The sequence below is a fragment of the Burkholderia sp. RS01 genome, assembly GCF_039748055.1.
Lineage (GTDB): Bacteria > Actinomycetota > Actinomycetes > Actinomycetales > Micrococcaceae > Arthrobacter.
The window spans coordinates 1-18,537 of sequence record NZ_JBDLAK010000026.1; the positions used below are offsets into that span (position 1 = coordinate 1).

21 protein-coding genes and 1 pseudogene are annotated in these 18,537 nt (G+C 66.7%); 9 read left to right on the top strand and 13 right to left on the bottom strand.

The window, feature by feature from the left end:
- The 7 genes and pseudogenes from ABFP37_RS19510 to ABFP37_RS19540 form a co-directional block, all read right to left on the bottom strand.
- Positions 1-282, bottom strand: a pseudogene (locus tag ABFP37_RS19510) (hypothetical protein); the annotation flags it as partial.
- Between the two features lie 79 nt (positions 283-361).
- Entirely contained in the window at positions 362-1,378 is a 1,017-nt protein-coding gene (locus ABFP37_RS19515; RefSeq protein WP_347034636.1) for a sugar kinase, read from the bottom strand.
- Positions 1,375-2,064, bottom strand: a complete 690-nt coding sequence (locus ABFP37_RS19520) for a bifunctional 4-hydroxy-2-oxoglutarate aldolase/2-dehydro-3-deoxy-phosphogluconate aldolase (protein ID WP_078029215.1) — start codon at positions 2,062-2,064, stop codon at positions 1,375-1,377. Before ABFP37_RS19520 ends, ABFP37_RS19515 begins: the two co-directional genes overlap by 4 nt.
- A gap of 53 nt (positions 2,065-2,117) precedes the next feature.
- Complete coding sequence (dgoD, locus tag ABFP37_RS19525; RefSeq protein WP_078029214.1) at positions 2,118-3,266, bottom strand: galactonate dehydratase; 1,149 nt, start codon at positions 3,264-3,266, stop codon at positions 2,118-2,120.
- 9 nt (positions 3,267-3,275) lie between these two features.
- Complete coding sequence (locus tag ABFP37_RS19530; protein WP_078029213.1) at positions 3,276-4,157, bottom strand: carbohydrate ABC transporter permease; 882 nt, start codon at positions 4,155-4,157, stop codon at positions 3,276-3,278.
- Positions 4,154-5,092, bottom strand: coding sequence for a sugar ABC transporter permease (locus ABFP37_RS19535; protein WP_347034637.1), 939 nt, complete (start codon positions 5,090-5,092; stop codon positions 4,154-4,156). Before ABFP37_RS19535 ends, ABFP37_RS19530 begins: the two co-directional genes overlap by 4 nt.
- A gap of 91 nt (positions 5,093-5,183) precedes the next feature.
- On the bottom strand, positions 5,184-6,464 hold the full coding sequence (locus ABFP37_RS19540; protein WP_078029211.1) for a sugar ABC transporter substrate-binding protein: 1,281 nt from the start codon (positions 6,462-6,464) through the stop codon (positions 5,184-5,186).
- A 134-nt stretch (positions 6,465-6,598) separates the two neighbouring features.
- Here ABFP37_RS19540 and ABFP37_RS19545 point away from each other — a divergent pair, with 134 nt between their 5' ends.
- Positions 6,599-7,348 (top strand): FCD domain-containing protein, encoded by a 750-nt coding sequence (locus tag ABFP37_RS19545; protein ID WP_078029210.1) that lies wholly within the window; start codon positions 6,599-6,601, stop codon positions 7,346-7,348.
- An 81-nt stretch (positions 7,349-7,429) separates the two neighbouring features.
- Here the strand turns inward: ABFP37_RS19545 and ABFP37_RS19550 are convergent, their stop codons facing one another.
- Positions 7,430-8,461 carry an aldo/keto reductase gene (locus ABFP37_RS19550; RefSeq protein WP_347034638.1) on the bottom strand — a complete coding sequence of 344 codons (1,032 nt, stop codon included), beginning with the start codon at positions 8,459-8,461 and terminating at the stop codon, positions 7,430-7,432.
- 75 nt (positions 8,462-8,536) lie between these two features.
- Positions 8,537-9,409, bottom strand: coding sequence for an NAD(P)-dependent oxidoreductase (locus ABFP37_RS19555; RefSeq protein WP_078029208.1), 873 nt, complete (start codon positions 9,407-9,409; stop codon positions 8,537-8,539).
- Positions 9,410-9,779: 370 nt separating this feature from the next.
- Here ABFP37_RS19555 and ABFP37_RS19560 point away from each other — a divergent pair, with 370 nt between their 5' ends.
- The gene (locus ABFP37_RS19560) at positions 9,780-10,523 is read left to right on the top strand and encodes a GAF and ANTAR domain-containing protein (protein WP_078029207.1); all 744 of its coding nucleotides are present in this window, start codon (positions 9,780-9,782) and stop codon (positions 10,521-10,523) included.
- Between the two features lie 33 nt (positions 10,524-10,556).
- Here ABFP37_RS19560 and ABFP37_RS19565 read toward each other — a convergent pair whose 3' ends face one another.
- A complete protein-coding gene (locus ABFP37_RS19565) occupies positions 10,557-11,009 on the bottom strand; it encodes an Hsp20/alpha crystallin family protein (protein WP_078029206.1) in 453 nt (150 codons plus the stop codon).
- A gap of 338 nt (positions 11,010-11,347) precedes the next feature.
- On the opposite strand from ABFP37_RS19565, the gene ABFP37_RS19570 reads away from it, so the two are divergent.
- The 3 genes from ABFP37_RS19570 (at position 11,348) to ABFP37_RS19580 (ending at position 12,921) form a co-directional block, all read left to right on the top strand.
- Positions 11,348-11,821, top strand: coding sequence for a hypothetical protein (locus tag ABFP37_RS19570; RefSeq protein WP_347034639.1), 474 nt, complete (start codon positions 11,348-11,350; stop codon positions 11,819-11,821).
- Positions 11,811-12,263 (top strand): hypothetical protein, encoded by a 453-nt coding sequence (locus tag ABFP37_RS19575; RefSeq protein ID WP_139362879.1) that lies wholly within the window; start codon positions 11,811-11,813, stop codon positions 12,261-12,263. Before ABFP37_RS19570 ends, ABFP37_RS19575 begins: the two co-directional genes overlap by 11 nt.
- Before the next feature lie 163 nt (positions 12,264-12,426).
- Positions 12,427-12,921 carry a hypothetical protein gene (locus ABFP37_RS19580; protein WP_078029203.1) on the top strand — a complete coding sequence of 165 codons (495 nt, stop codon included), beginning with the start codon at positions 12,427-12,429 and terminating at the stop codon, positions 12,919-12,921.
- A 29-nt stretch (positions 12,922-12,950) separates the two neighbouring features.
- Here ABFP37_RS19580 and ABFP37_RS19585 read toward each other — a convergent pair whose 3' ends face one another.
- The gene (locus ABFP37_RS19585; protein ID WP_078029202.1) at positions 12,951-13,565 is read right to left on the bottom strand and encodes a TetR/AcrR family transcriptional regulator; all 615 of its coding nucleotides are present in this window, start codon (positions 13,563-13,565) and stop codon (positions 12,951-12,953) included.
- Between the two features lie 164 nt (positions 13,566-13,729).
- Between ABFP37_RS19585 and ABFP37_RS19590 the strand changes: the two genes are divergently transcribed.
- The 3 genes from ABFP37_RS19590 (at position 13,730) to ABFP37_RS19600 (ending at position 15,338) form a co-directional block, all read left to right on the top strand.
- Positions 13,730-13,966, top strand: coding sequence for a hypothetical protein (locus ABFP37_RS19590; RefSeq protein ID WP_078029201.1), 237 nt, complete (start codon positions 13,730-13,732; stop codon positions 13,964-13,966).
- Positions 13,967-14,133: 167 nt separating this feature from the next.
- Entirely contained in the window at positions 14,134-14,577 is a 444-nt protein-coding gene (locus ABFP37_RS19595; protein ID WP_347034640.1) for an ATP-binding protein, read from the top strand.
- 95 nt (positions 14,578-14,672) lie between these two features.
- Positions 14,673-15,338, top strand: a complete 666-nt coding sequence (locus ABFP37_RS19600) for a nucleoside/nucleotide kinase family protein (protein ID WP_347034641.1) — start codon at positions 14,673-14,675, stop codon at positions 15,336-15,338.
- 332 nt (positions 15,339-15,670) lie between these two features.
- Here ABFP37_RS19600 and ABFP37_RS19605 read toward each other — a convergent pair whose 3' ends face one another.
- Positions 15,671-16,363 carry a hypothetical protein gene (locus ABFP37_RS19605; protein ID WP_347034642.1) on the bottom strand — a complete coding sequence of 231 codons (693 nt, stop codon included), beginning with the start codon at positions 16,361-16,363 and terminating at the stop codon, positions 15,671-15,673.
- An 88-nt stretch (positions 16,364-16,451) separates the two neighbouring features.
- The gene (locus ABFP37_RS19610; RefSeq protein WP_078028456.1) at positions 16,452-17,507 is read right to left on the bottom strand and encodes an LLM class flavin-dependent oxidoreductase; all 1,056 of its coding nucleotides are present in this window, start codon (positions 17,505-17,507) and stop codon (positions 16,452-16,454) included.
- A 166-nt stretch (positions 17,508-17,673) separates the two neighbouring features.
- On the opposite strand from ABFP37_RS19610, the gene ABFP37_RS19615 reads away from it, so the two are divergent.
- Positions 17,674-18,510 (top strand): alpha/beta hydrolase, encoded by an 837-nt coding sequence (locus ABFP37_RS19615; protein WP_078028248.1) that lies wholly within the window; start codon positions 17,674-17,676, stop codon positions 18,508-18,510.
- Positions 18,511-18,537: the final 27 nt, after the last annotated feature.

Consider the following 18,537-nt stretch of genomic DNA (forward strand, 5'->3'; position numbering starts at 1 on the left):
CCAGAGCGCCATGTCCACCGCGGCGATCGCGGCCATCGTCACCGGCCCCCGGCGCCAGTAGGAGGACCGGTACAGGAACTGCCAGGTGTCCTCGATCCGGTGCGGGTCCTTCCCGATCAGCAGCTGCGCCACATGCTCCTTGAGGTACGCGGCCACCGCGAGCTCACGGCCGTTCAGGGTGGCATCACCGATGCCGGTCACGCCGTCCTCCGTGGTGATCCGCAGGGTCACGAAGTTACGGGACGGGCTCGTCACGAAGACTTCCGCAGCAATGATTTTCACAACAGGTCCAGGCTTTCTTTCGGTCAACAGTGAACGTTCCGGCGTCCCGGCCGGCACAGGCGGTGGGTGCGGGGTCGGGTTAGCGTTGCGTGCTTCCGGCAACGTGGTTGCCGAGCAGTGCGAGTTCCGCGGTGCTCGGGAGGCCTTCCCAGTCACCGGCGGTGCTGACGGCGAAGGCTCCCGCGAGGGCGCCGCGCCGCAGCCGCCCGGCCACGTCGTCGCCGTCGAGCAGCGCTGAGAGGTAGCCGGCGGTGAAGGCATCACCGGCGCCGACGGTATCGATACTGGTCACCTGCACGGCCGGCACTTCCCACTGGCCGTCGGCCGTGTAGGCGCCGGCACCGGCGGCACCGCGCTTGACCACCACCTCCCGTACGCCCAGTTCCAGCAACCGTTTCGCCAGGAGGGCCTCGGCAGCTTCGGATAGTCCCGCTGCCGGGGCCGCAGCCGGGTCCAAAATCGGTTCGGCGCCCGCAGCCACAATCGAGGACGCCACCAGGTCCAGTTCGTCCTCCGAGGCGATCACGATGGTGGCGTGCCGGACGATCGGGGCCAGAGCGGCACGTGCCTCGTCCCGTGACCAGAGCTTGGCCCGGTAGTTGACGTCCAGCGAAACCAGGATGCCTTCCCCCGCGGCGCGCTCGGCGGCATACTCCACTGCGCGCCGGGCCTCAGGGCTGAGGGCGGCGGTGATTCCGGTCAGGTGGAGCACCCTGGCGCCGTCCCGCAGCGCTGCATCCACGTCCGGAATGCTGAGCGTGGACCCGGCCGACCCCGACCGGTAATAATATGCGCGGCTCACATCTGCGGTCCGCTGCTCCAGGAACATCACCCCGGTGCTGCGCGCGGCGTCTTCGCGGTGGTGCAGCCCGATGCCTTCCGAGCGCAGCTGCCGCACGATGAACTGGCCATGCGGGTCACCTCCCACCACGCCCGCCCACGACACTCCGTGGCCCAGGCGTGCCACGCCCACCGCAACGTTGGACTCGGCACCGGCCACATGCATCGCCAGGCTGCCGCCGGCGGACAGCGGGCCGCCCGATCTGAGCGAAACCATGGATTCGCCCAGGGTCAGGAGGTCGACGGCGGCCGTCACCGGGAACCTGCCTCAACGGTCCGGCGGCCGAAATCGGCGGCCAGTCCAACGAAGCTGCGGGCACGCTCCCGCACGGGGGCCAGGTTCCCTCCGGAGCCGGCGTCGCCGAACAGCGGCCCGCCGAGCCCGACGGCGATGGCGCCGGCTTCCCAGTAGCCCGCCGCTTCGTCGAGCCCCACTCCGCCCACCGCGATGAACGGGATGCCGGGGAACGGATCGCGGAGCGCCTTGAGGTAGCCCGGGCCGCCGATGGAGGCGGGAAAGAGCTTGACCGCGGTGGCCCCGCGGTTCATGGCGTCGTAAGCTTCGCTGGGGGTGAGGGCTCCGGCGAGCACCGGTATCCCCCGGCGCGCCGACTCGTCAATGGACTCCGCCAGCGCAGGGGTCACCATGAATTGGCCGCCCGCCTCGGCGACCCGGCCCACGTCCTGGGCGGTCAGCACGGTTCCCGCCCCGACGAAGCAGTCCGCAGGTGCCGCAGCCCGGACCTCGCGGATTGCCTCCAGGGCGCCGGGCGTGGTCAGGGCGATCTCGACGTACCGGAAACCCTCCGCCATCGCGGCCAGGGCCGCCTTCGCGGCAGCCGTTCCGTCCGTGCCGCGCACGATTGCCACCAACCGGGTCTCCCGGATGCCGGCGAGCAACGATTCAGGGGTCAGCGATCCGGGCGTGGGGGTGTTCTCCATGTCAGGGTTCTCCTTTGTCGGGGCGTTCTGGTCCGGGGTCACCGTTCCGGGGCTCACCACTCTGCGAAAGCACCGTCGGGGTGCCGCCACACGGGTCCGCGCCATGCGTGTCCCCGTTTGTCCGCCGCCCGGACCACCGCTTCGTCGATCTCGATGCCCAGCCCGGGCCCGGTGAGCCGCTCGATGTGGCCGTTGACGAACTTCAGGGGCGACTTGTCCACCACGTAGTCGAGGACTTCCGCGCCCTGGTTGTAGTGGATGCCGATGCTCTGTTCCTGGATCAGGAAGTTGGGCGTCGCGAAGCCCACCTGCAGGCAGGCGGCCAGTGCCAGCGGACCCAGCGGGCAGTGCGGCGCCAGCTGGACCTCGTAGATTTCGGCCAGGGAGGCGATCTTGCGGACCTCCGTGATGCCGCCGGCGTGCGAAAGGTCAGGCTGCGCCACGGCGATTCCGGCCTGCAGCGCGGGAAGGAACTCCTGCCGGCTGTAGAGCCGCTCGCCGGTGGACACCGGCGTCGTGGTGGAGGAGGTGAATTCGCGCAGCAGGTGGGTGTTCTCCGGAACCACCGGCTCCTCGAGGAAGAACGGCCGGTACGGCTCGAGGAGCGGCGCCACACGGCGTGCGTTGGCGAGGCTGAAGCGGCCGTGGAAGTCCACGGCCACGTCCCGGTGGTCCCCCAGGACTTCGCGGGCGGCTGCCACCCGGCGGACCACGCCGTCGAGCTCTGCCACCGACGCAACCGGGCTCATCCGGCCGCTGGCGTTCATCTTGACCGCGGTGAGTCCGACGTCCAGCTGGGCGCTGATCTGGTCGGCCACCTCGTTGGGCTCGTCGCCGCCCACCCAGCCGTACATCCGGATCCGGTCGCGGACAGGGCCGCCGAGCAGCTGGTGGACGGGCGCATTGAAGTGCTTGCCGGCGATGTCCCACAGCGCCTGGTCCAGTCCGGACACGGCACTGGCCAGGATGGGGCCGCCGCGGTAGAAGGAGCCCTTGGTCATGACCTGCCAGTGGTCCTCGATCCGCAGGGCGTCTTGTCCGAGCAACAGCTCGGAGAGCTGGTCGACGGCGGTGCGGACGGTTTCGCTGCGCCCCTCGCAGGACGCTTCTCCCCAGCCGACGATCCCGCTGTCCGTCTCGATGCGGACGAACAGCCAGCGCGGCGGGACCAGGAAGGTTTCTATTCTGCTGATGCGAGTCACGGTGTGCCCCTAGCCCTTGGTGGCGCCGGCGGTCATGCCGGACACGATGTATTTCTGCGTGAAGAGCGCAATGATCATGATCGGGATGGTCACCACGGTGGCGGCGGCCATCAGTCCGCCCCAGTCGATGCTGGCGTAGGAGACGAAGTCGAAGATGGCCACAGGCAGCGTCTTCGTCTTCGAACCGGACAGGACCAGGGCAAACATGAAGTTGTTCCACGAGAAGATGAAGGACAGGATCCCGGCGGTGGCCATGCCGGCCACGGACAGCGGCAGGGTGATGCGGCGGAACGCGCCGATCGGCGTCAGTCCGTCCACCTGCGCCGACTCCTCGAGTTCCAGCGGCAGGGAATCGAAGTAGCTCATCATGATGTACACGATCAGCGGCAGGGCGACAAACATGTGGCTGAGGATCAGCACCTCAAAGCCGCCCACCATCTTCAGGTTGGAGAAGACGTAGTACCAGGGCACCAGCAGGGAGACGCCCGGGATGACGCGGGCCATCAGGACCACCAGCGCCGAGCGGTGCATGGTGAACCGGCTCATAGCGTAGGCGGCCGGGACGCCCAGGATCAGCGACAGTGCCGTGGACACGAACGCCACCCAGAAGCTGTTGAAGATGAAGACGAAGTAGTTGTTGCGCTGCAGCACGTTGGCGTAGTTCTCGCCGGTGGGTGTGAACAGGAAAGACTTGCCGGCGTCGTAGATGTCCACGTTGGTCTTGAAGGAGGCAAGCAGCATCCAGAACAGCGGCGCGACGAGGAACAGCACCACCGCCACCAGGGCTGCTACGCGGAAGGTCTTGTAGGCACGGCTGCGCAGCGGCTTCTTGCGGCGTGCCACCTGCGGCCGGTGCCGGGCCGGTGCCTGGGGTTCAGTCAGGAGGGTCATTTGCTTACCGCTTTCTTGCGCATGGTCAGCAGCCACATGGAGCCAACGATGATCATGAAGAACAGGATCAGCACGGCCGAGGACAGCCCGTACTGGTTGTAGTCGAAGCTCAGTCCGTAGGCGTAGACGTTCAGGGTCTCCACCTCGTGGAAGGAACCGCCGCCCTTGCCCTTGGTGGCGTAGAGGATGTCGAAGGTCTTCAGGGCATCGATGCCGCGGAGCAGGATGGCCACGATGACCGTGGGCATCATCAACGGCAGGGTGACGTAGAAGAAACGCTGGACCGCGGTGGCCCCGTCCATCCGTGCGGCTTCATCCGGCTCCTCGGAGAGGGAGGTGAGGCCGGCCAGGAGAATGAGGACCACCATGGGGGTCCACTGCCAGACGTCCATGAAGATGGTGGTGGGCAGGGCGGAGTCCTGCCCGGACAGCCACGGCTGCGGCGGAATGCCCACGAGGCCGAGCAGCTGGTTGGCGAAGCCGATGTTCGGGTCGAAGATCAGCCGCCACATCATGCCGACCGCCACGGGGGTGGCCACAAGTGGCAACAGAATTGCCACGCGGACCCATTTTTCGCCGCGGAACGGACGCCACAGCAGCAAGGCGATGCACATGCCGAGAATAATTTCGCAGGCGAGCGCCACGAGCGTGAACGAGAGCGTTCGGCCCACGGCGGGCCAGAAGCGCTCGGTATCGGTGAGGACCGTGAAGTAGTTCTCGAGGCCCACGAAGTCCGACGCCGCGCGCACCGACCCCTGGGAGTCGGTCAGGCTCAGGTACAGGGTCCAGGCGAGCGGAAAGATGATGAGGACGCCCACGAAGATCATGGCGGGCGCTGCGAACAGCCACTTCCGGTGGCGGTTGGCCCAGGCGGAGAAATTCACCTGGGCGCTAGCCGGTCGACCGGAGGTCCGGGCAGGGGTCAGTACAGACATGGTTCACCTAAGAAGTTGGGGGTGAAAAATCTTCAGCGGACGACGGCGGGACAACAGCCTGGCGGGTGTCCCGCCGTCGCGCTTTGGTTACTTACTTTTCGTCGTCCAGGAACTTCTGGAACGCGGTGTTGGCCGTGTCCGCGGCTGCTGAAGCGTCGGCACCGGTGATGGAGGCGACAATCGGGCCGCCGACGATCTCGCGGGCCTTGCCCACGGTGAGGACCTGCGGGCGGTCGTGGCCCACGCCGTTTTCAGCGCTCACCGCGATGGCGGCGGCGAGGTCCTTCGGGTAGGTGGAGGTTCCGGCGGGGTCGGACCAGACCGAGGCGCGCGGCCCGGGTACGCCGGCCTTCTGCGCTTCCAGGGTGCGCTCCTTGCTGGTGGCCCACTTAATGAACTTCCACGCGTTGTCCTGGTTGGCCGAGGCCTTGTTGACCGCGAGGCCCCAGGACGGGATGTTGTACGGCTTGGAACCGGCGGGTCCGGCGGGCAGCGGGGCGAACCCGACGGTGTCGGCCACCTTTGACTTGGCCGGATCCGTGGCGTTCTTGTAGAGGGAATCCGCTTCGGTGTAAAAGGCGGCCTTGCCCTGGGTGAAGATGGCCATTGCCTCGGGCCAGCTCATGTCCGTGCTGACGTTCTTGGGGCCGTAGTTCTTGATCAGGCCGCCATAGAAGGCGTAGGCCTTCTTAGCTTCCTCGGTGCCGACGGTGGACTTGCCGTTTTCGTCGGTGAAGTCGCCGCCGAAGCTGTACAGGAAGCTGGAGAACTGCGTGACCGCTGCCGACTTGCCGGTGCGGGCGACGAACCCTGCGGTGTCCGCGGAGGAAAGCTTCTTGGCGGCGGCTTCGAGCTCCTCCATGGTCTTGGGAACTTCGATGCCGGCGGCCTTCAGCAGGTCCTTGCGGTAGTAGAGCACTTCGCGTTCGGTGATGATGGGGACGCCCGTCACCTTGTCCTCGTAGGTGGTGGCTTTGACGGGGCCGTCCTGGTAGTCCTTCCAGTTCCAGCTGGCGTCTTCTGCGACTTTGCTGGTCAGGTCCGCGAGGTACCCGTTGCGGGCAAACGCCTTGCCTTCCTGCAGCGGGCGGTACATCATGACGTCGATCTCGTCGCTGCCCGCGTTGAGCTTGACGTTGTACTGGTCCGAGAGCTGGTCTTCGCCGAGCTGGGTGAGCTCCACCTTCAGCCCGGTGGACTTTTCGAACTCCGGAATTGCTGCCTTGATGCCTTCGGTCCACACATGGTTGGCAAGGGTGACCCGGACGGTATCCGAACCCTTGGACTCGCTGCTTCCACCTCCGCAGGCGGTCAGACCCAGCGAGAGGGCCGCGGCGACGGCCGCATACTTCACTACTGAACGTCGCTTCATTACGACTCCCTAAAAATCATGGCCGGATCATCCCCGGCCGCCCGCAAACGCATCGTTGCATCTGCTCCGGAAGCGATCATAGGTAAATAAAGCAGACTTAAACAACCCTTGTGCCCCACCAGTATGATTTATTTATGAAATCTCCAAAGGCGGAGCACCCGGCGAACCTGCACGCATCGCTCTTGCACCGGCTCGGCCTGGCCATAGCCGACGGCACGCTGGCGCCGAACAGCATCCTCAGGCTCGATGAACTGGAAGCCCAGCACAATGTTTCCCGATCCGTGGTGCGGGAAGCCGTGCGGGTGCTCTGCTCGATGGGGATGCTCGAGTCCCGGAGGCGCCTCGGGACGGTGGTCCAGGAAGAGGACTGCTGGAATCTCTACGATCCGCAGGTGATCCGCTGGCGCCTGGCTACGTCCGGGCGGCTTGACCAGCTGCGGGCATTGAACGAACTGCGCGGCGCGATCGAGCCGCAGGCCGCCCGGCTCGCGGCCAACCGGATTTCGCTGGACGCCGGGAGCGACCTGGTTTTCCAGGCGGCGCGGCTGTGGGCGGCGGGCCAGGCAGGAAATCGCGAACAGTTCCTGCTCCTGGACATCGATTTCCACGCGTCCGTGCTCAAGGCCTCCGGCAATCCGATGTTCTCGCAACTGCACAACCTGGTCAGGGAAGTCCTTACCGGCCGCACCGAACACGGCCTGATGCCGCACCTCCCGCACCACGAGGCACTCCAGCTGCACGTGGACGTGGCCAGCGCCATCCAGCGGGGCGAAGCCGAGGCGGCCCACGCCGCGATGAGCCGGATCGTGGAGCAGTCCACGGAGGAAATGGGCGATATCTGGTCCCAGAACTACCAGGGCCCTTCCGCGCAAACGGACACTTAAGCCCCCACCCGCCGCCCAACAGGGCTAGAACCCAAGGGGCGGCGGCAAAGGCCGCAAGTGTCCGTTCGCGCCGGGTCGCGGCTAGCGGCCGCCGGCGATCTTCCTGCTGCGCTGCTCCTGCGCCATCGGCCCGTACGGATAAACGCCGACGCGCGGCTGGCTGGCTTCGGTGAGCCGCCCGGTCTCCTCCGGGGTGAGTTCGAGGTCCGCCGCGGCCAGGTTATCCGCCAGCTGCTCCGTGGTCCGGGCACCAAGGATGACCGACGTGACGGCCGGGCGGCCGGCGAGCCACGCCAGCGCAACCTGGGAGGCTGTCACGCCGTGGTCCGCGGCGATTTTCTCGACGGCGCCGATCACCTGCCAGGTGCGGTCGTCGTCGTTCCTGGCCTGCCAGGCCTCCATGCCCCGCGTCGGGTTTTCGCCCAGGCGGGTGGCTCCGGCCGGCGGCTCGTCCCGCTTGTACTTGCCGGACAGCCAGCCGCCGCCCAGCGGCGACCACGGCAGCAGCCCGACGCCCGCGTCCAGCGAGGCGGGCACGATCTCCGACTCGATCTCGCGCACCAGCAGGCTGTACTGCGGCTGAAGCGTCACCGGCGGGCTCCAGCCGTGCGCCTTCGCCAGGTGGACGGCCTTGGTCAGCTGCCAGCCCAGGAAGTTCGAAAAACCGTAGTACGCGATCTTTCCGCTGCTGACGGCGTCGTTGAGGAAACGGAGGGTCTCCTCGAGCGGGGTGACGGGGTCCCACGCGTGCATCTGGTAGAGGTCCACCTGCTCCACGCCGAGCCTCCGCAATGAATCGTCCAGGGACTTGGTGAGGTGGCGGCGGGAGGTGCCGAGGTCATTGGGGCCCTTCCCCATCGGGAAGCGGCCCTTGGTGGCCAGGACCACCCGATCCTTGGCTTCCGGCCGCTTCGCGAGCCAGCGCCCGATGATTTCCTCGGAGACACCCGCGCTGTAGACGTCGGCTGTGTCGATGAGGTTGCCGCCCGCCGCTACGTAGTCATCCAGGATGGCGTGGGAGGTTTCCTCGGTGGCCTCGGCGCCGAAAGTCATGGTGCCCAGCGCGTAGTTGGACACGACGGCACCGCTGTTTCCCAGTGTGCGGTATTGCATGGTTCTCCTCAGTCGTTGGGGTCAGTCTTCGGCTGTCAGTCGTCGATTTCAGTCTTCGGCTGTCAGTCCTCGATTTCAGTCTTCGGTGGGCGTGGTGCGGTTCGAGTGGTAGGTCCGCCAGCTGTGCTCGGGTGCGAATCCGAGGAGCCGCTTGGCCTTGTCGATAGAGAGCATGGTCTCGTGCTCCCCTAGTTCCTTGGTCACCTTGACGCCGGGGAACACCTCGGCGGCCAGGCTGGCGCTGGAGCGGCTCATCACGGTGTCCTCATTGGCGATGATGAAGGCCTCAAATCCCGGTTTGCCGAGCTCCAGGGCACGCGCCACCGCCTGGGCACCATCGCGTCCGTCGATGTAGCCCCAGAGGTTCCATTTGCGCAGCGTCGCGTCGGCGTCAAAGGACGGAAAGTTCTCGTAGTCGCCGGCATCCATGACGTTCGAGAACCGCAGGCCTGTGATGCTGAGCTCGGGGTCCCACCGTGTCATTTCGATCGCCATCTGTTCCTCCAGGTGCTTCACGAGGGAGTACGTGCTTTCCGGCCTGGCCGGATATTCCTCGTCCACCGGGATGTAGGGAGGGTCGACGTCGAACGGAAGCCCCAGCACCGTCTCACTCGAGGCGTACACGATTTTCTTGATGCCGGCCCTGCGGGCCGCTTGGAACACGTTGTAGGTGGAGAGCATGTTGTTCTCGAACGTGGCGGCGTCCGGCACGAGGCCCGGAGCCGGAATGGCGCCCAGGTGGACGACGGCGTCGAAGCCCTTATGCCTGTCATCCAGGCCCAAAATGACGTCCAGCACCTGCCCGTAGTTGCGCAGGTCCACGACCGCCAGTTGAGCGCTTCTCTCCCCCGTTCGGTCAAGGTTGAGGACGGCGTGGCCGTCCTCAACCAGCCTGCGGACCACGTGGCGTCCAAGCTTTCCGCTCCCGCCGGTTACGGCAATCCTCATGGTGGTCTCCTCTGGTTGGTTTGGCAGCCTGCCTGACTGCAGCGGGCTGTAGGCGCGCACCGCCCGCAACGTCCTTGTCCAGCCTAGGGGCGGCAGGCGGACTGCGCAGCCCTTTTGGCAGGCCCTCCGAGTCCTAGGAAAACCGGAGCCACTCGGGCTGCCCGGGCAGAATGCCAGCCATGTTCATTGTTCGGACTTGCTGTCATAATGCCCCCGAACAGATGTATATAATTTCCCGGTACGGTTTAGCAGAAGGCCGTTGGATAGTTGTTCGATCCGGCTTCTTGCTGCCGCTACCCGTCCCGGTCCCGGGCAATCTGCGCTGCGTCCGCCGGCTCGTCTTGACCTGAGCGAAACGGTACCGGGAATCGTGGCCAGCGAGTCGACCGCAAAATCTGAAACGTCCATCACAGAGCACCTGAATGAAACGGTGCTTGCCAGCGCCGATGTGGAGGAATTCCTCCACGAGCTGGCCCGGGTGTCCGCCCGCAGCCTGTCCGAACCGGGGGACGAAGTCCTATGTGGGATCACGCTGCTGCGGCACCGGAAGGCCGCCACCGTGGCCAGCAGCAGCCCCGCGGCCCAGGCCATGGACGAGATCCAGTACGACTTCGGTGACGGCCCCTGCATGACGGCATCGCGGGAGCAGGCGACCGTCCACATCACGGACCTCGAAGACAACGAACGCTGGCCGCAATACTCGGCGACGGTCCTCGGCCACGGCGTCCGGTCCATCCTGGCCGTTCCCTTCCGGCTCGAAGGCGATACGCGGGCAGCCCTGAACCTCTACTCGCACAGGCCGGGCCGGTTCGAGGGGCGGGTCCTGGAACTGGCCCAGGATTTTGTCAGCCAGACTTCGATGGCGCTGCGGCTGGCTGTCCGTTTCGCCCATTACAGTGACGCCGCGGCGAACCTGAAAGCCACCCTGGAAACACGAACCGTGATCGACGTCGCCGTGGGGGTCATCATGGCGCAGAACAGGTGCAGCCAGAAGGAGGCCTTCGAGCTGCTGAGGACCGCATCCAGTACCCGCAACACCAAGCTGCACAGCGTGGCTGCGTCAATCGTTGCCTCGTTGGGCCAGGGACCGGCGAGGACCCACTACGAAGGGTGAAGAACACCCGCTGAGCGGGCTATTGCTGCCTGATTACTGACCGGGCGCCTGTTGACCGGCTGACCCCGTGAACCCCGATCCGCGGGAGACATGGATCTTCCTTGATCCGGCGGCGGGTTCTTCCGGGAGCGGGACGCGGACTTCGAGGATGCCGTCCGTGTACGAAGCACGGATGTCGTCCTGGTTTACGGGAGCGGGGAGGCTCACGGTCCGGGCAAAGGTGCCATAACGGAACTCGGAGCGGTAACCCTCTTTGTCCTTGTGCTCGGAGCGTTCTTCGCGCCGCACACTGATCTGAAGCTGATTACCCGCCAGGGTGATGTCAACGTCCCTGTCCGGATCAAGGCCCGGGACCTCGGCCTTGACCACCAGGAACCCGGCCTCACGGTATTCCTCCACTCGGAGCCAGGTGTCCAGATCGCCTTCCAGGAAGCGCCGGAAAGGCTCCGGAAAGTCGACGCCCGCGCGGCGAAGAATGTTGGTCATCGCTGTTACCTCCTGATTGCTTCCGGCCCTTTTTGGCCGATTCGCCCGGGGCCGGGGATGGCTTCCAACACCACCAAAGCTACGCCCCCGCCACCATGTTGTTAAGGCCGCGAAGCAACCATGCGAGCGTTTGGGACCTGTGGGTTTTCCTATGAAAACCCCGGAACTTTCTGGTGGAATCCCTGCCCGCGGGGGCTGCGGCGGCCTATCCGTCACACCAGCCCCCCATTACCCACCTTCCTCACCGGAACGAGGGGTTCGCAAAGCGAGGTTTTCACAGGAGACGCACAGGATAGTGGCGGAGTGCAGACATTCGAGCCGTCTTATGAGGAGCCCTGATGAAAAAGTTGTTACTCCTTGGTATTCCGCTGGTTACACTCGCAGGGCTCAATGTTTGGAGTCAGGCGGTGGCGGAGCCGGCCAATTTCCGGGGCCCGGGCGTGGTAGTCGGGGACGGCGGGGGCCCTGACCTCGCAGCGGACGTGCGGGGGGCAGAGATCCCCGAAGCCGCCGCAGCGAAGAGCGTCTCAAGCACAACGTTCAAGCCCGCAGCGAAGACCACGGCGAAGGGCCCGGCGGTGACCCGTGCGGCTGCCCCCTCCGCCGTTCAAGAACCGTCGGCGGTGCCACCGGAGCTCTTGGATGCAGGATCCCTGGACCGGGTCACGGTCTTGGTACCGGCCGCCGAGATCGTCATCAGCAGTCACGAGGCCGGGGACGACGGCGGCTCGCGGGGCCGAGGGCGGAGCAGGCAGAACGGGAAGTCCGAAGACAGCCGCAGCGGACACCACGGCGGCCGCCATGCCAACTGATTTCCAGGGCCCGCAGGACCCTGCAATGCCGGCAGGCGCCCCGGCCGTCCGAGCGCCCGCCCTCGACGGATTCGACGCCACCGCCCCCGACGCCGATGCCTTCAAGAGCCCCTCCGCGTTCTTCGCTTGGCTGGGCGTCACCGAACGGACAGTGATGCGCCACCAGGTGGTCGAAGTCATCCTCGATATCCTTGGCGCCACCGATCAGGAGTCCGAGGTGCGGCTGAGGCTGCTGCGCCACCTTGCCGCCCATCCGGGCTGCCCCGAACAGGCACTCCTCTCCCACTTGAGGGAGAACGCCCGGCTTTCAACCGTGCCCGGTTTCACCCCGGCCGAGAGCTCCGACGCCCGGAGCGCAGATGCGTTCGGGGGCTGGAGCCCCGGCGGCCATCTCCGGGAATGCGCCGGTTCGCGGACGGACCTGTTCGGACTCCCGGAATGAGCGCTCCCCGAATGAAGCTAAGTAGGCTTATGATCTATGGGTTGCCGTTGTACGACGGCGGCACTGGCACCTGACACGGTGCCGGTGCGTCACCCGGTAAAAGCTTGGAGGAACGTTGGTTTTGCTAGGCGGAAGGCCGGGCCGGGGGCGCGGAACCGGCACCATGCTTATTGCTGGATGCCTCGCCGCCGCCCTGGCGGGCTGCGCGCAGTCAGCCCCGGATTTGGATTCCAAGACCGGCAAGGAGCTGCAGGCGCAGGTGCTTGTAGTCAGCGCGGCGGCGGCCGCGCAGGACCCCGCTGCGGGGCTGCGGTCCCTCGATGAGCTGGTCGGCCATGTGACCGGCGCCGCCGCCAATGGCGAGGTGTCCTTCAAGCGCCACCAAAGCATCATGAAAGCAGTAGAGGCGGTGCGCGCCGACCTTTTGGCGGCCCAGGCCGCGAAGGCAGCGGCAGCCAAAGCCGCAGCAGAACGGGCCACAGCGGCGAAGGCGGCGGCGGCCCGGGAGGCGACTGCGAAAGCCGCGGCTGAGAGCGCTGCCGCAGCAGCCGACGTCGTCACTCAGGCACCTGCCACGGCGCCCCTGCCCGCTGTTAACAAGCGGCCCGGCGGCGAAAGCAAGGCCAAGGGCTCCAACAAGGGCAAGGGCGGCGGGTAGGACGACCACCGCGCACAAGCCGGCCGGCCCTAGTTCCGGTGGTGGTCGATCAGCCAGCCGGCCATCTGCTGGGCCCGCTTGGACGCCAGGAAGTCACCTTCCGTCGCGGAGATGATGGAGCCCTTCATCAGGATGTGCCAGGAGCGGGCAAAGTCGTCGGTGCGCTGAAGGCCAGCTTCTTCGGCGAGCGCCTTGATGTGCCCGCGGATCCTTGCGAGGTAGCCGATGCTGGCTTCCCCGAGCGGATGCTCCGGGCCCATTTCCAGGAGGACGTTGATGAAGGTGCAGGCCTCGAAGTCGTCACGCTGGAACCAGTCTCCGAACACGTCAAAAACGGCCAGCAGCTGTTCCGCCGGCGTGTTTCCACGGCGCCTGGCTTCCGACACGATGAGGTCCACCGTCCAGACCTGGTCGCGGAGCGCCAGGAAGGCAAGAACCAGCGCATCCTTGGACGGAAAATGACGGTAGAAAGTCGACTTGGCCACACCTGATCGATCGATTAGCTCGTTGATCCCGACGTCGCGAATACCGCGGCGGGAGAACAGCTCGTAGGCAGTGGAAAGTATCCGGTCCACTGGTTCGCTATGGCCGGTACGCACCTCGCTAGGCAGTAAGGCGTCCCCGGTCGAATCAGGTGCACTCATTAAGGAAATAGTCTACCTTGGGACTGGCAGAGACAGACTTGTCTGTCCTATTCTTTTTATCAACAAGACGCACGCAACTTCGGGGACAGGCAGTCCCCGGCGTCGCTGGCGCTACTGCAATGGAGCAGAGGTTACTGCAATGGAGCAGAGATGGGAGTGCACCGATGGACGATGACGACATCCGCGCTGTGGAGGAAGCCGTGGCGACCCTGGAATCCGCAAGCGAAGAGCACGAGCCTGCGGCGATCAGCCTGCAGACCGCGGTGGCGGCAGCCGTGACCCACGGGAAGCCGATCCGCGACGTGGCCGCAGCGGCCCACATGACTGCGCTGGAGGTCCTGGACGCAGCCGATGCCGTCATGTACCCGCGGCAAGCGCTTCAACCTTGGTCTGTGGCCTAGTAATCCGCACCATGCGGCAAGGGCCCCGCGCGGGAAACTTGATCGGATCCTGAGGAAAAGCCGCGGTAAGCCTGATCTGCCCGCGCCACTCTTAAGTGCATCAGCCCGTGGGGGGAGCGATCCTTCCGGAGAAAGCATGCAAGAGCGGCCAGGAAGCGGGAAGTGCCATGACCACGGCAGCAACTCTCGAAGAAGTCACCGACGTCGGTGGCGTGATCACGGATCACCAGCCCGTGGACTTCCACCGGCTGGGGCTTGCCGGATGCATCGACAGGCTGACGGCGCCGTTGCGCAGGCAGGGAACGTGCGTTCACTGGGAGACGCCGCACCACGGCCTCGAGATCTCCTCCAGCTCTGCATCGCTGCTGTACCGGACCGCGCAAGAGGCCCTGAGTAACACCTTCAGGAACGCGCATGCCACCGACGTGACAGTCCGCCTGTGCGCGGTGTTCCACGGGATCCGCCTGACCGTCGCTGACAACGGCACCGGATTCGGGGGCGGGGGGCTCCGCACCATGTCCGCCGCGGTTCAGGAAGCCGGCGGAACCATGGCCATCGACTCCACTCCCGGCAGTGGCACCGCAGTCACCGTCACCATCCCGCTGGACTGAACTTGCACCAGGACGCTCCCCGCGGAGCAGGCTGATTCGCTGCCGGCGCCGGACACGCACGGTGCACGCCGGGCGGACTCGCCTAGGATGCTTTCATGACAGTTCGCGACGTCCGGCCCCTGGCGGTCCGGGCCTTTGAATCCCCGGACACTCAGCAGGCCCTTGCCGGGCTGCGCAGCAGACTAGCCACCGGGAGCCGGGTACTCCTCGGCGTAGCCGGCGCACCGGGCTCCGGAAAGTCCACGTTCTCTGCCTGCCTGGCGGAAGCCCTGAGCCCCGGATCTGCCCTCGTGGTCCCGATGGACGGGTTCCATCTGGGGAATGCCATCGTTGACGGCACCCCGCTAAAGCAGCGCAAGGGCGCTCCGGACACGTTCGACGTCGGCGGCTACCTTTCGCTGCTGCGGCGGCTCGCGCAGCGGGACGAGGAAGTTGTCTACGCACCGGACTTCCGCCGCTCCATCGACGAGCCTGTGGCCGCGTCGATTGCCGTGCCGGCCGACGTGCCGCTGGTCATCACCGAGGGAAACTACCTGCTGGCCGACGGCCCGCAGTGGCAGCAGGTGAGGTCCCAGCTGGACGAGGTCTGGTTTGTTGACACTCCCCGGGAGCTTCGGCTGACCCGCCTCGTGGAACGGCACATGCTCTTCGGCATGGACCGGCCCGCCGCCGAGGCTTGGGCCACGGGGTCCGACGAAGCCAATGCCCGGCTGATCGAGGCCACCCGCTACCGGGCGGACCGGATCATCCGCTGGGGCTGAGGCGGGCAGCTGCGGCCCTGGGCCCCTACCGGTCCTCCGCGTCCCACAGACCGGAGTCATCCGCGGCTTCTTCCGGTTTGTGGCCGTTGTCCGGCGCGCCGCTCCCCACATAGCCCGCCGGCACGGTCCCGCCGGCCTGCTGACTGCGCAGTTCCGGCTCCGCAGGCCGAGCGAGCTCCCCGTCTATGCACGCCAGTGGTCGAGTGCCCGGATCCGGTCTGGCTAGAACCTGCGCCAGGAGCTTCCGAGCAGCCAGATGGTCCAGACCAGGATGAGCACAATGCCCGCGAGCGTCGGCACGGTGTTGCTGCCCGAAAATCCTTCCGTCCCGATCACCCAGCCCTGCACGAGATACGACACCCCGGACAGGCCCATGAGGTAGCCGACCGCGCGCGGTATCCCCGCGCCGTTCCCACCGCGACGCCGAACAGGATCAGGGCGGCACCCAGCACGAAGCTCTGGTAGCTCCGCATGCCCCACTCCAGCCAGCGCGTGTCCTCCGCCGCGGCGAAGCGCACGGCTTTCTCGGCGTCGTCGGCAGCTGCCCACGCATCGACGGAGTGTTTGAGGGCTACTCCGTCCACAGCCTGCAGGCAGCCGTAGAGTGCAAGGGCGGCAGCCGCGGCCAACTTGCCGAGCCGCGCCGCCCACGCCGACCGGCCGGTCACGCCGGCGAGCGCCGACCCCAGAACATACAAGCCCGCAGTGAGGATGGCCATGCCCGCGAAGTGGCCCAGGTGCACGCCAATCCAGAGTTCACTGCCCGCATACTCGGTGAAGGCGGCCACGTGGTCATTCGCGTTGGCCCGCTCCGGATGCAGGATCCCGGCCACGAGGGAAACCACCACGCCGGAAAAGAGAAGGGTGGCGGCCAGCCGGTACGGCGCCCCGTCCAATGCCTGCGGTCCGGCGGTTCGAGGGTCACCAGTTTGCGGGTCACCCTCCCGGGCAGCGTCCGTCCCCGAATCCATGGCCGGACGCCTGTGTCCACGGTGCGCGCCGTCGTCGTACTGATTCTCTTTCATGGAAATCGCCCCGCTCGCAGGAACCGCACGATGCCAGTAGGTTACGCCCGTTGGACCCAACAAACCATTGGCCGGGCGGCTCCCGGGGCTAGCCGCGACGCGCTTCCGGCATGCCCCGCGCCGGTTCCCACCCGAGGGCCGGCGCGACGTACCGGGCGATGTTCCCCAGGAGTTTGGCGTTGTACTCCACGCCCAGCTGGTTGGGAACGGTGACCAGGACGGTGTCTGCGGCTTGCACTGCGGCATCGGCAGCGAGGTCCGCGGCGACGGCGTCGGGCTCGCCTATGTAGCTTTTGCCGAAGCGGGCCAGGGCGCCGTCGAGGGCTCCCACCTGGTCCCGGCTCTCGCGCAGGGCGCTCAGCCCGAAGTACTGCCGGTCCTCGTCGTCGGCCAGGGGCAGGACGCTGCGGCTGACGGAGACCCGCGGTTCGTGGCTGTGGCCGGCTGCCTTCCAGGCTTCCCGGAACATCGCGATCTGTTCGGCCTGGAGCTGGTCGAACGGCACTCCGGTGTCCTCCGTCAGCAGCGTTGAGCTCATCAGGTTCATGCCCTGCCCGGCCGCCCACACGGCCGTGCCCCGGGTTCCGGCACCCCACCAGATCCGCTGCCCCAGCCCCTCGGAGCGCGGCTGGACGGGCAGCAGGCCGGTGGCTCCGCCGGCGTACCTGGGATCAGCTTCCACGATGCCGGCACCGGCCACCGCGCGGCGGAACTCGTCGGCGTGCCTGCGTGCCATGTCCGCGTCCGTCTCCCCGTCGCGCGGCACGTGCCCGAAGGCGGAGGCGCCGTTCCTGGCGGGTTCGGGTGAACCCCGGCTGATCCCGAGCTGGAGGCGGCCGCCGCTGATGAGGTCCGTCGCGGCGGCTTCCTCGGCCATGTACAGCGGGTTCTCGTAGCGCATGTCCACCACGGCGGTGCCCAACTCAATCCGGCTCGTGCGGGCGGCGATGGCCGCAAGCAGCGGGAACGGCGAGGCCTGCTGCCGGGCGAAATGGTGCACCCGGAAGAACGCGCCGTCTATGCCGATTTCCTCGGCCGCCACGGCCAGGTCGATGCCCTGCAGCAGCGCGTCCCGCGCCGTCCTGGTGTGCGAACCCCGCACCGGGCCCCAGTGGCCGAAGGACAGGAAGCCAATTCGTTTCATGCCGTCCACAACGCTCCCGCGGCTGCTGCCATTCCGGGGGGACGTTTCCGCAGGGACGTTGCCGCAGGGAAGTTGCCGCCGGCCGGTCCGCCCGGCGGACAATCCCGATAGGTTGGTACCACCACCAGAGGACGACCGTTCTCACGAGCCCGGAGGGACTGCTGACATGGCGTACATCACCGTTGGACAGGAAAACAGCACCGACATCGAGCTTTACTACGAAGACCACGGGACCGGCCAGGCGGCCGTCCTCATCCACGGCTATCCCTTGGACGGCTCCTCCTGGGAGAAGCAGACGGCCGCCCTGCTGGAGGCCGGCTACCGCGTCATCACGTACGACCGGCGCGGTTTCGGGAAGTCCAGCAAGCCGACCACCGGGTATGACTACGACACCTTCGCCGCCGACCTCGACACGGTCCTGAACACCCTGGACCTGAACGACGTCGTGCTGGTCGGGTTCTCTATGGGAACCGGAGAAGTTGCCCGGTACATCTCTACCTTCGGTTCGGCCCGCGTGGCCAAGGCCGCCTTCCTGGGGTCCCTGGAGCCGTACCTCCTGCAGACCGGCGACAACCCCACGGGCGTGCCGCAGTCGGTGTTCGACGGCCTCAAGGACGCGGTCACGGCCGACCGCTACGCCTTCTTCACCGAGTTCTTCAAGAACTTCTACAACAGCGATACCTTCCTGGGAACGCCCCGCCTCAGCGAGGAAGCCGTCCGGGCCAGCTGGAACCTTGCCGCAGGCGCCGGGGCCTTCGCCTCGGTCGCCGCCCAGCCCACCTGGATCACCGACTTCCGCGCCGACATCCCCAAAATCGACGTCCCGTCGCTGATCGTCCACGGCACGGCCGACAACATCCTGCCGATCGACGCCACCGGCCGGGAATTCAGCAAGGCCCTTCCGGATGCGGAGTACGTGGAGATCGACGGCGCCCCGCACGGCCTGCTCTGGACGCACGCCGCCGAAGTCAACGAGGTCCTGCTCGGCTTCCTCCGGAAGTAGCCCGGCAGTCCGAAGGGCGGCCGGCGG

Coding starts and splice junctions, on each gene's coding strand:
- ABFP37_RS19590 (WP_078029201.1), top strand. CDS start 13,730: ATGGACGATGACGACATCCGCGCTGTGGAGGAAGCCGTGGCGACCCTG.
- ABFP37_RS19595 (WP_347034640.1), top strand. CDS start 14,134: ATGACCACGGCAGCAACTCTCGAAGAAGTCACCGACGTCGGTGGCGTG.
- ABFP37_RS19585 (WP_078029202.1), bottom strand. CDS start 13,565: ATGAGTGCACCTGATTCGACCGGGGACGCCTTACTGCCTAGCGAGGTG.
- ABFP37_RS19540 (WP_078029211.1), bottom strand. CDS start 6,464: ATGAAGCGACGTTCAGTAGTGAAGTATGCGGCCGTCGCCGCGGCCCTC.
- ABFP37_RS19600 (WP_347034641.1), top strand. CDS start 14,673: ATGACAGTTCGCGACGTCCGGCCCCTGGCGGTCCGGGCCTTTGAATCC.
- ABFP37_RS19555 (WP_078029208.1), bottom strand. CDS start 9,409: ATGAGGATTGCCGTAACCGGCGGGAGCGGAAAGCTTGGACGCCACGTG.
- ABFP37_RS19580 (WP_078029203.1), top strand. CDS start 12,427: ATGCTTATTGCTGGATGCCTCGCCGCCGCCCTGGCGGGCTGCGCGCAG.
- ABFP37_RS19550 (WP_347034638.1), bottom strand. CDS start 8,461: ATGCAATACCGCACACTGGGAAACAGCGGTGCCGTCGTGTCCAACTAC.
- ABFP37_RS19545 (WP_078029210.1), top strand. CDS start 6,599: ATGAAATCTCCAAAGGCGGAGCACCCGGCGAACCTGCACGCATCGCTC.
- ABFP37_RS19615 (WP_078028248.1), top strand. CDS start 17,674: ATGGCGTACATCACCGTTGGACAGGAAAACAGCACCGACATCGAGCTT.
- ABFP37_RS19535 (WP_347034637.1), bottom strand. CDS start 5,092: ATGTCTGTACTGACCCCTGCCCGGACCTCCGGTCGACCGGCTAGCGCC.
- ABFP37_RS19520 (WP_078029215.1), bottom strand. CDS start 2,064: ATGGAGAACACCCCCACGCCCGGATCGCTGACCCCTGAATCGTTGCTC.
- ABFP37_RS19530 (WP_078029213.1), bottom strand. CDS start 4,157: ATGACCCTCCTGACTGAACCCCAGGCACCGGCCCGGCACCGGCCGCAG.
- ABFP37_RS19610 (WP_078028456.1), bottom strand. CDS start 17,507: ATGAAACGAATTGGCTTCCTGTCCTTCGGCCACTGGGGCCCGGTGCGG.
- ABFP37_RS19570 (WP_347034639.1), top strand. CDS start 11,348: ATGAAAAAGTTGTTACTCCTTGGTATTCCGCTGGTTACACTCGCAGGG.
- ABFP37_RS19575 (WP_139362879.1), top strand. CDS start 11,811: ATGCCAACTGATTTCCAGGGCCCGCAGGACCCTGCAATGCCGGCAGGC.
- ABFP37_RS19565 (WP_078029206.1), bottom strand. CDS start 11,009: ATGACCAACATTCTTCGCCGCGCGGGCGTCGACTTTCCGGAGCCTTTC.
- ABFP37_RS19605 (WP_347034642.1), bottom strand. CDS start 16,363: ATGAAAGAGAATCAGTACGACGACGGCGCGCACCGTGGACACAGGCGT.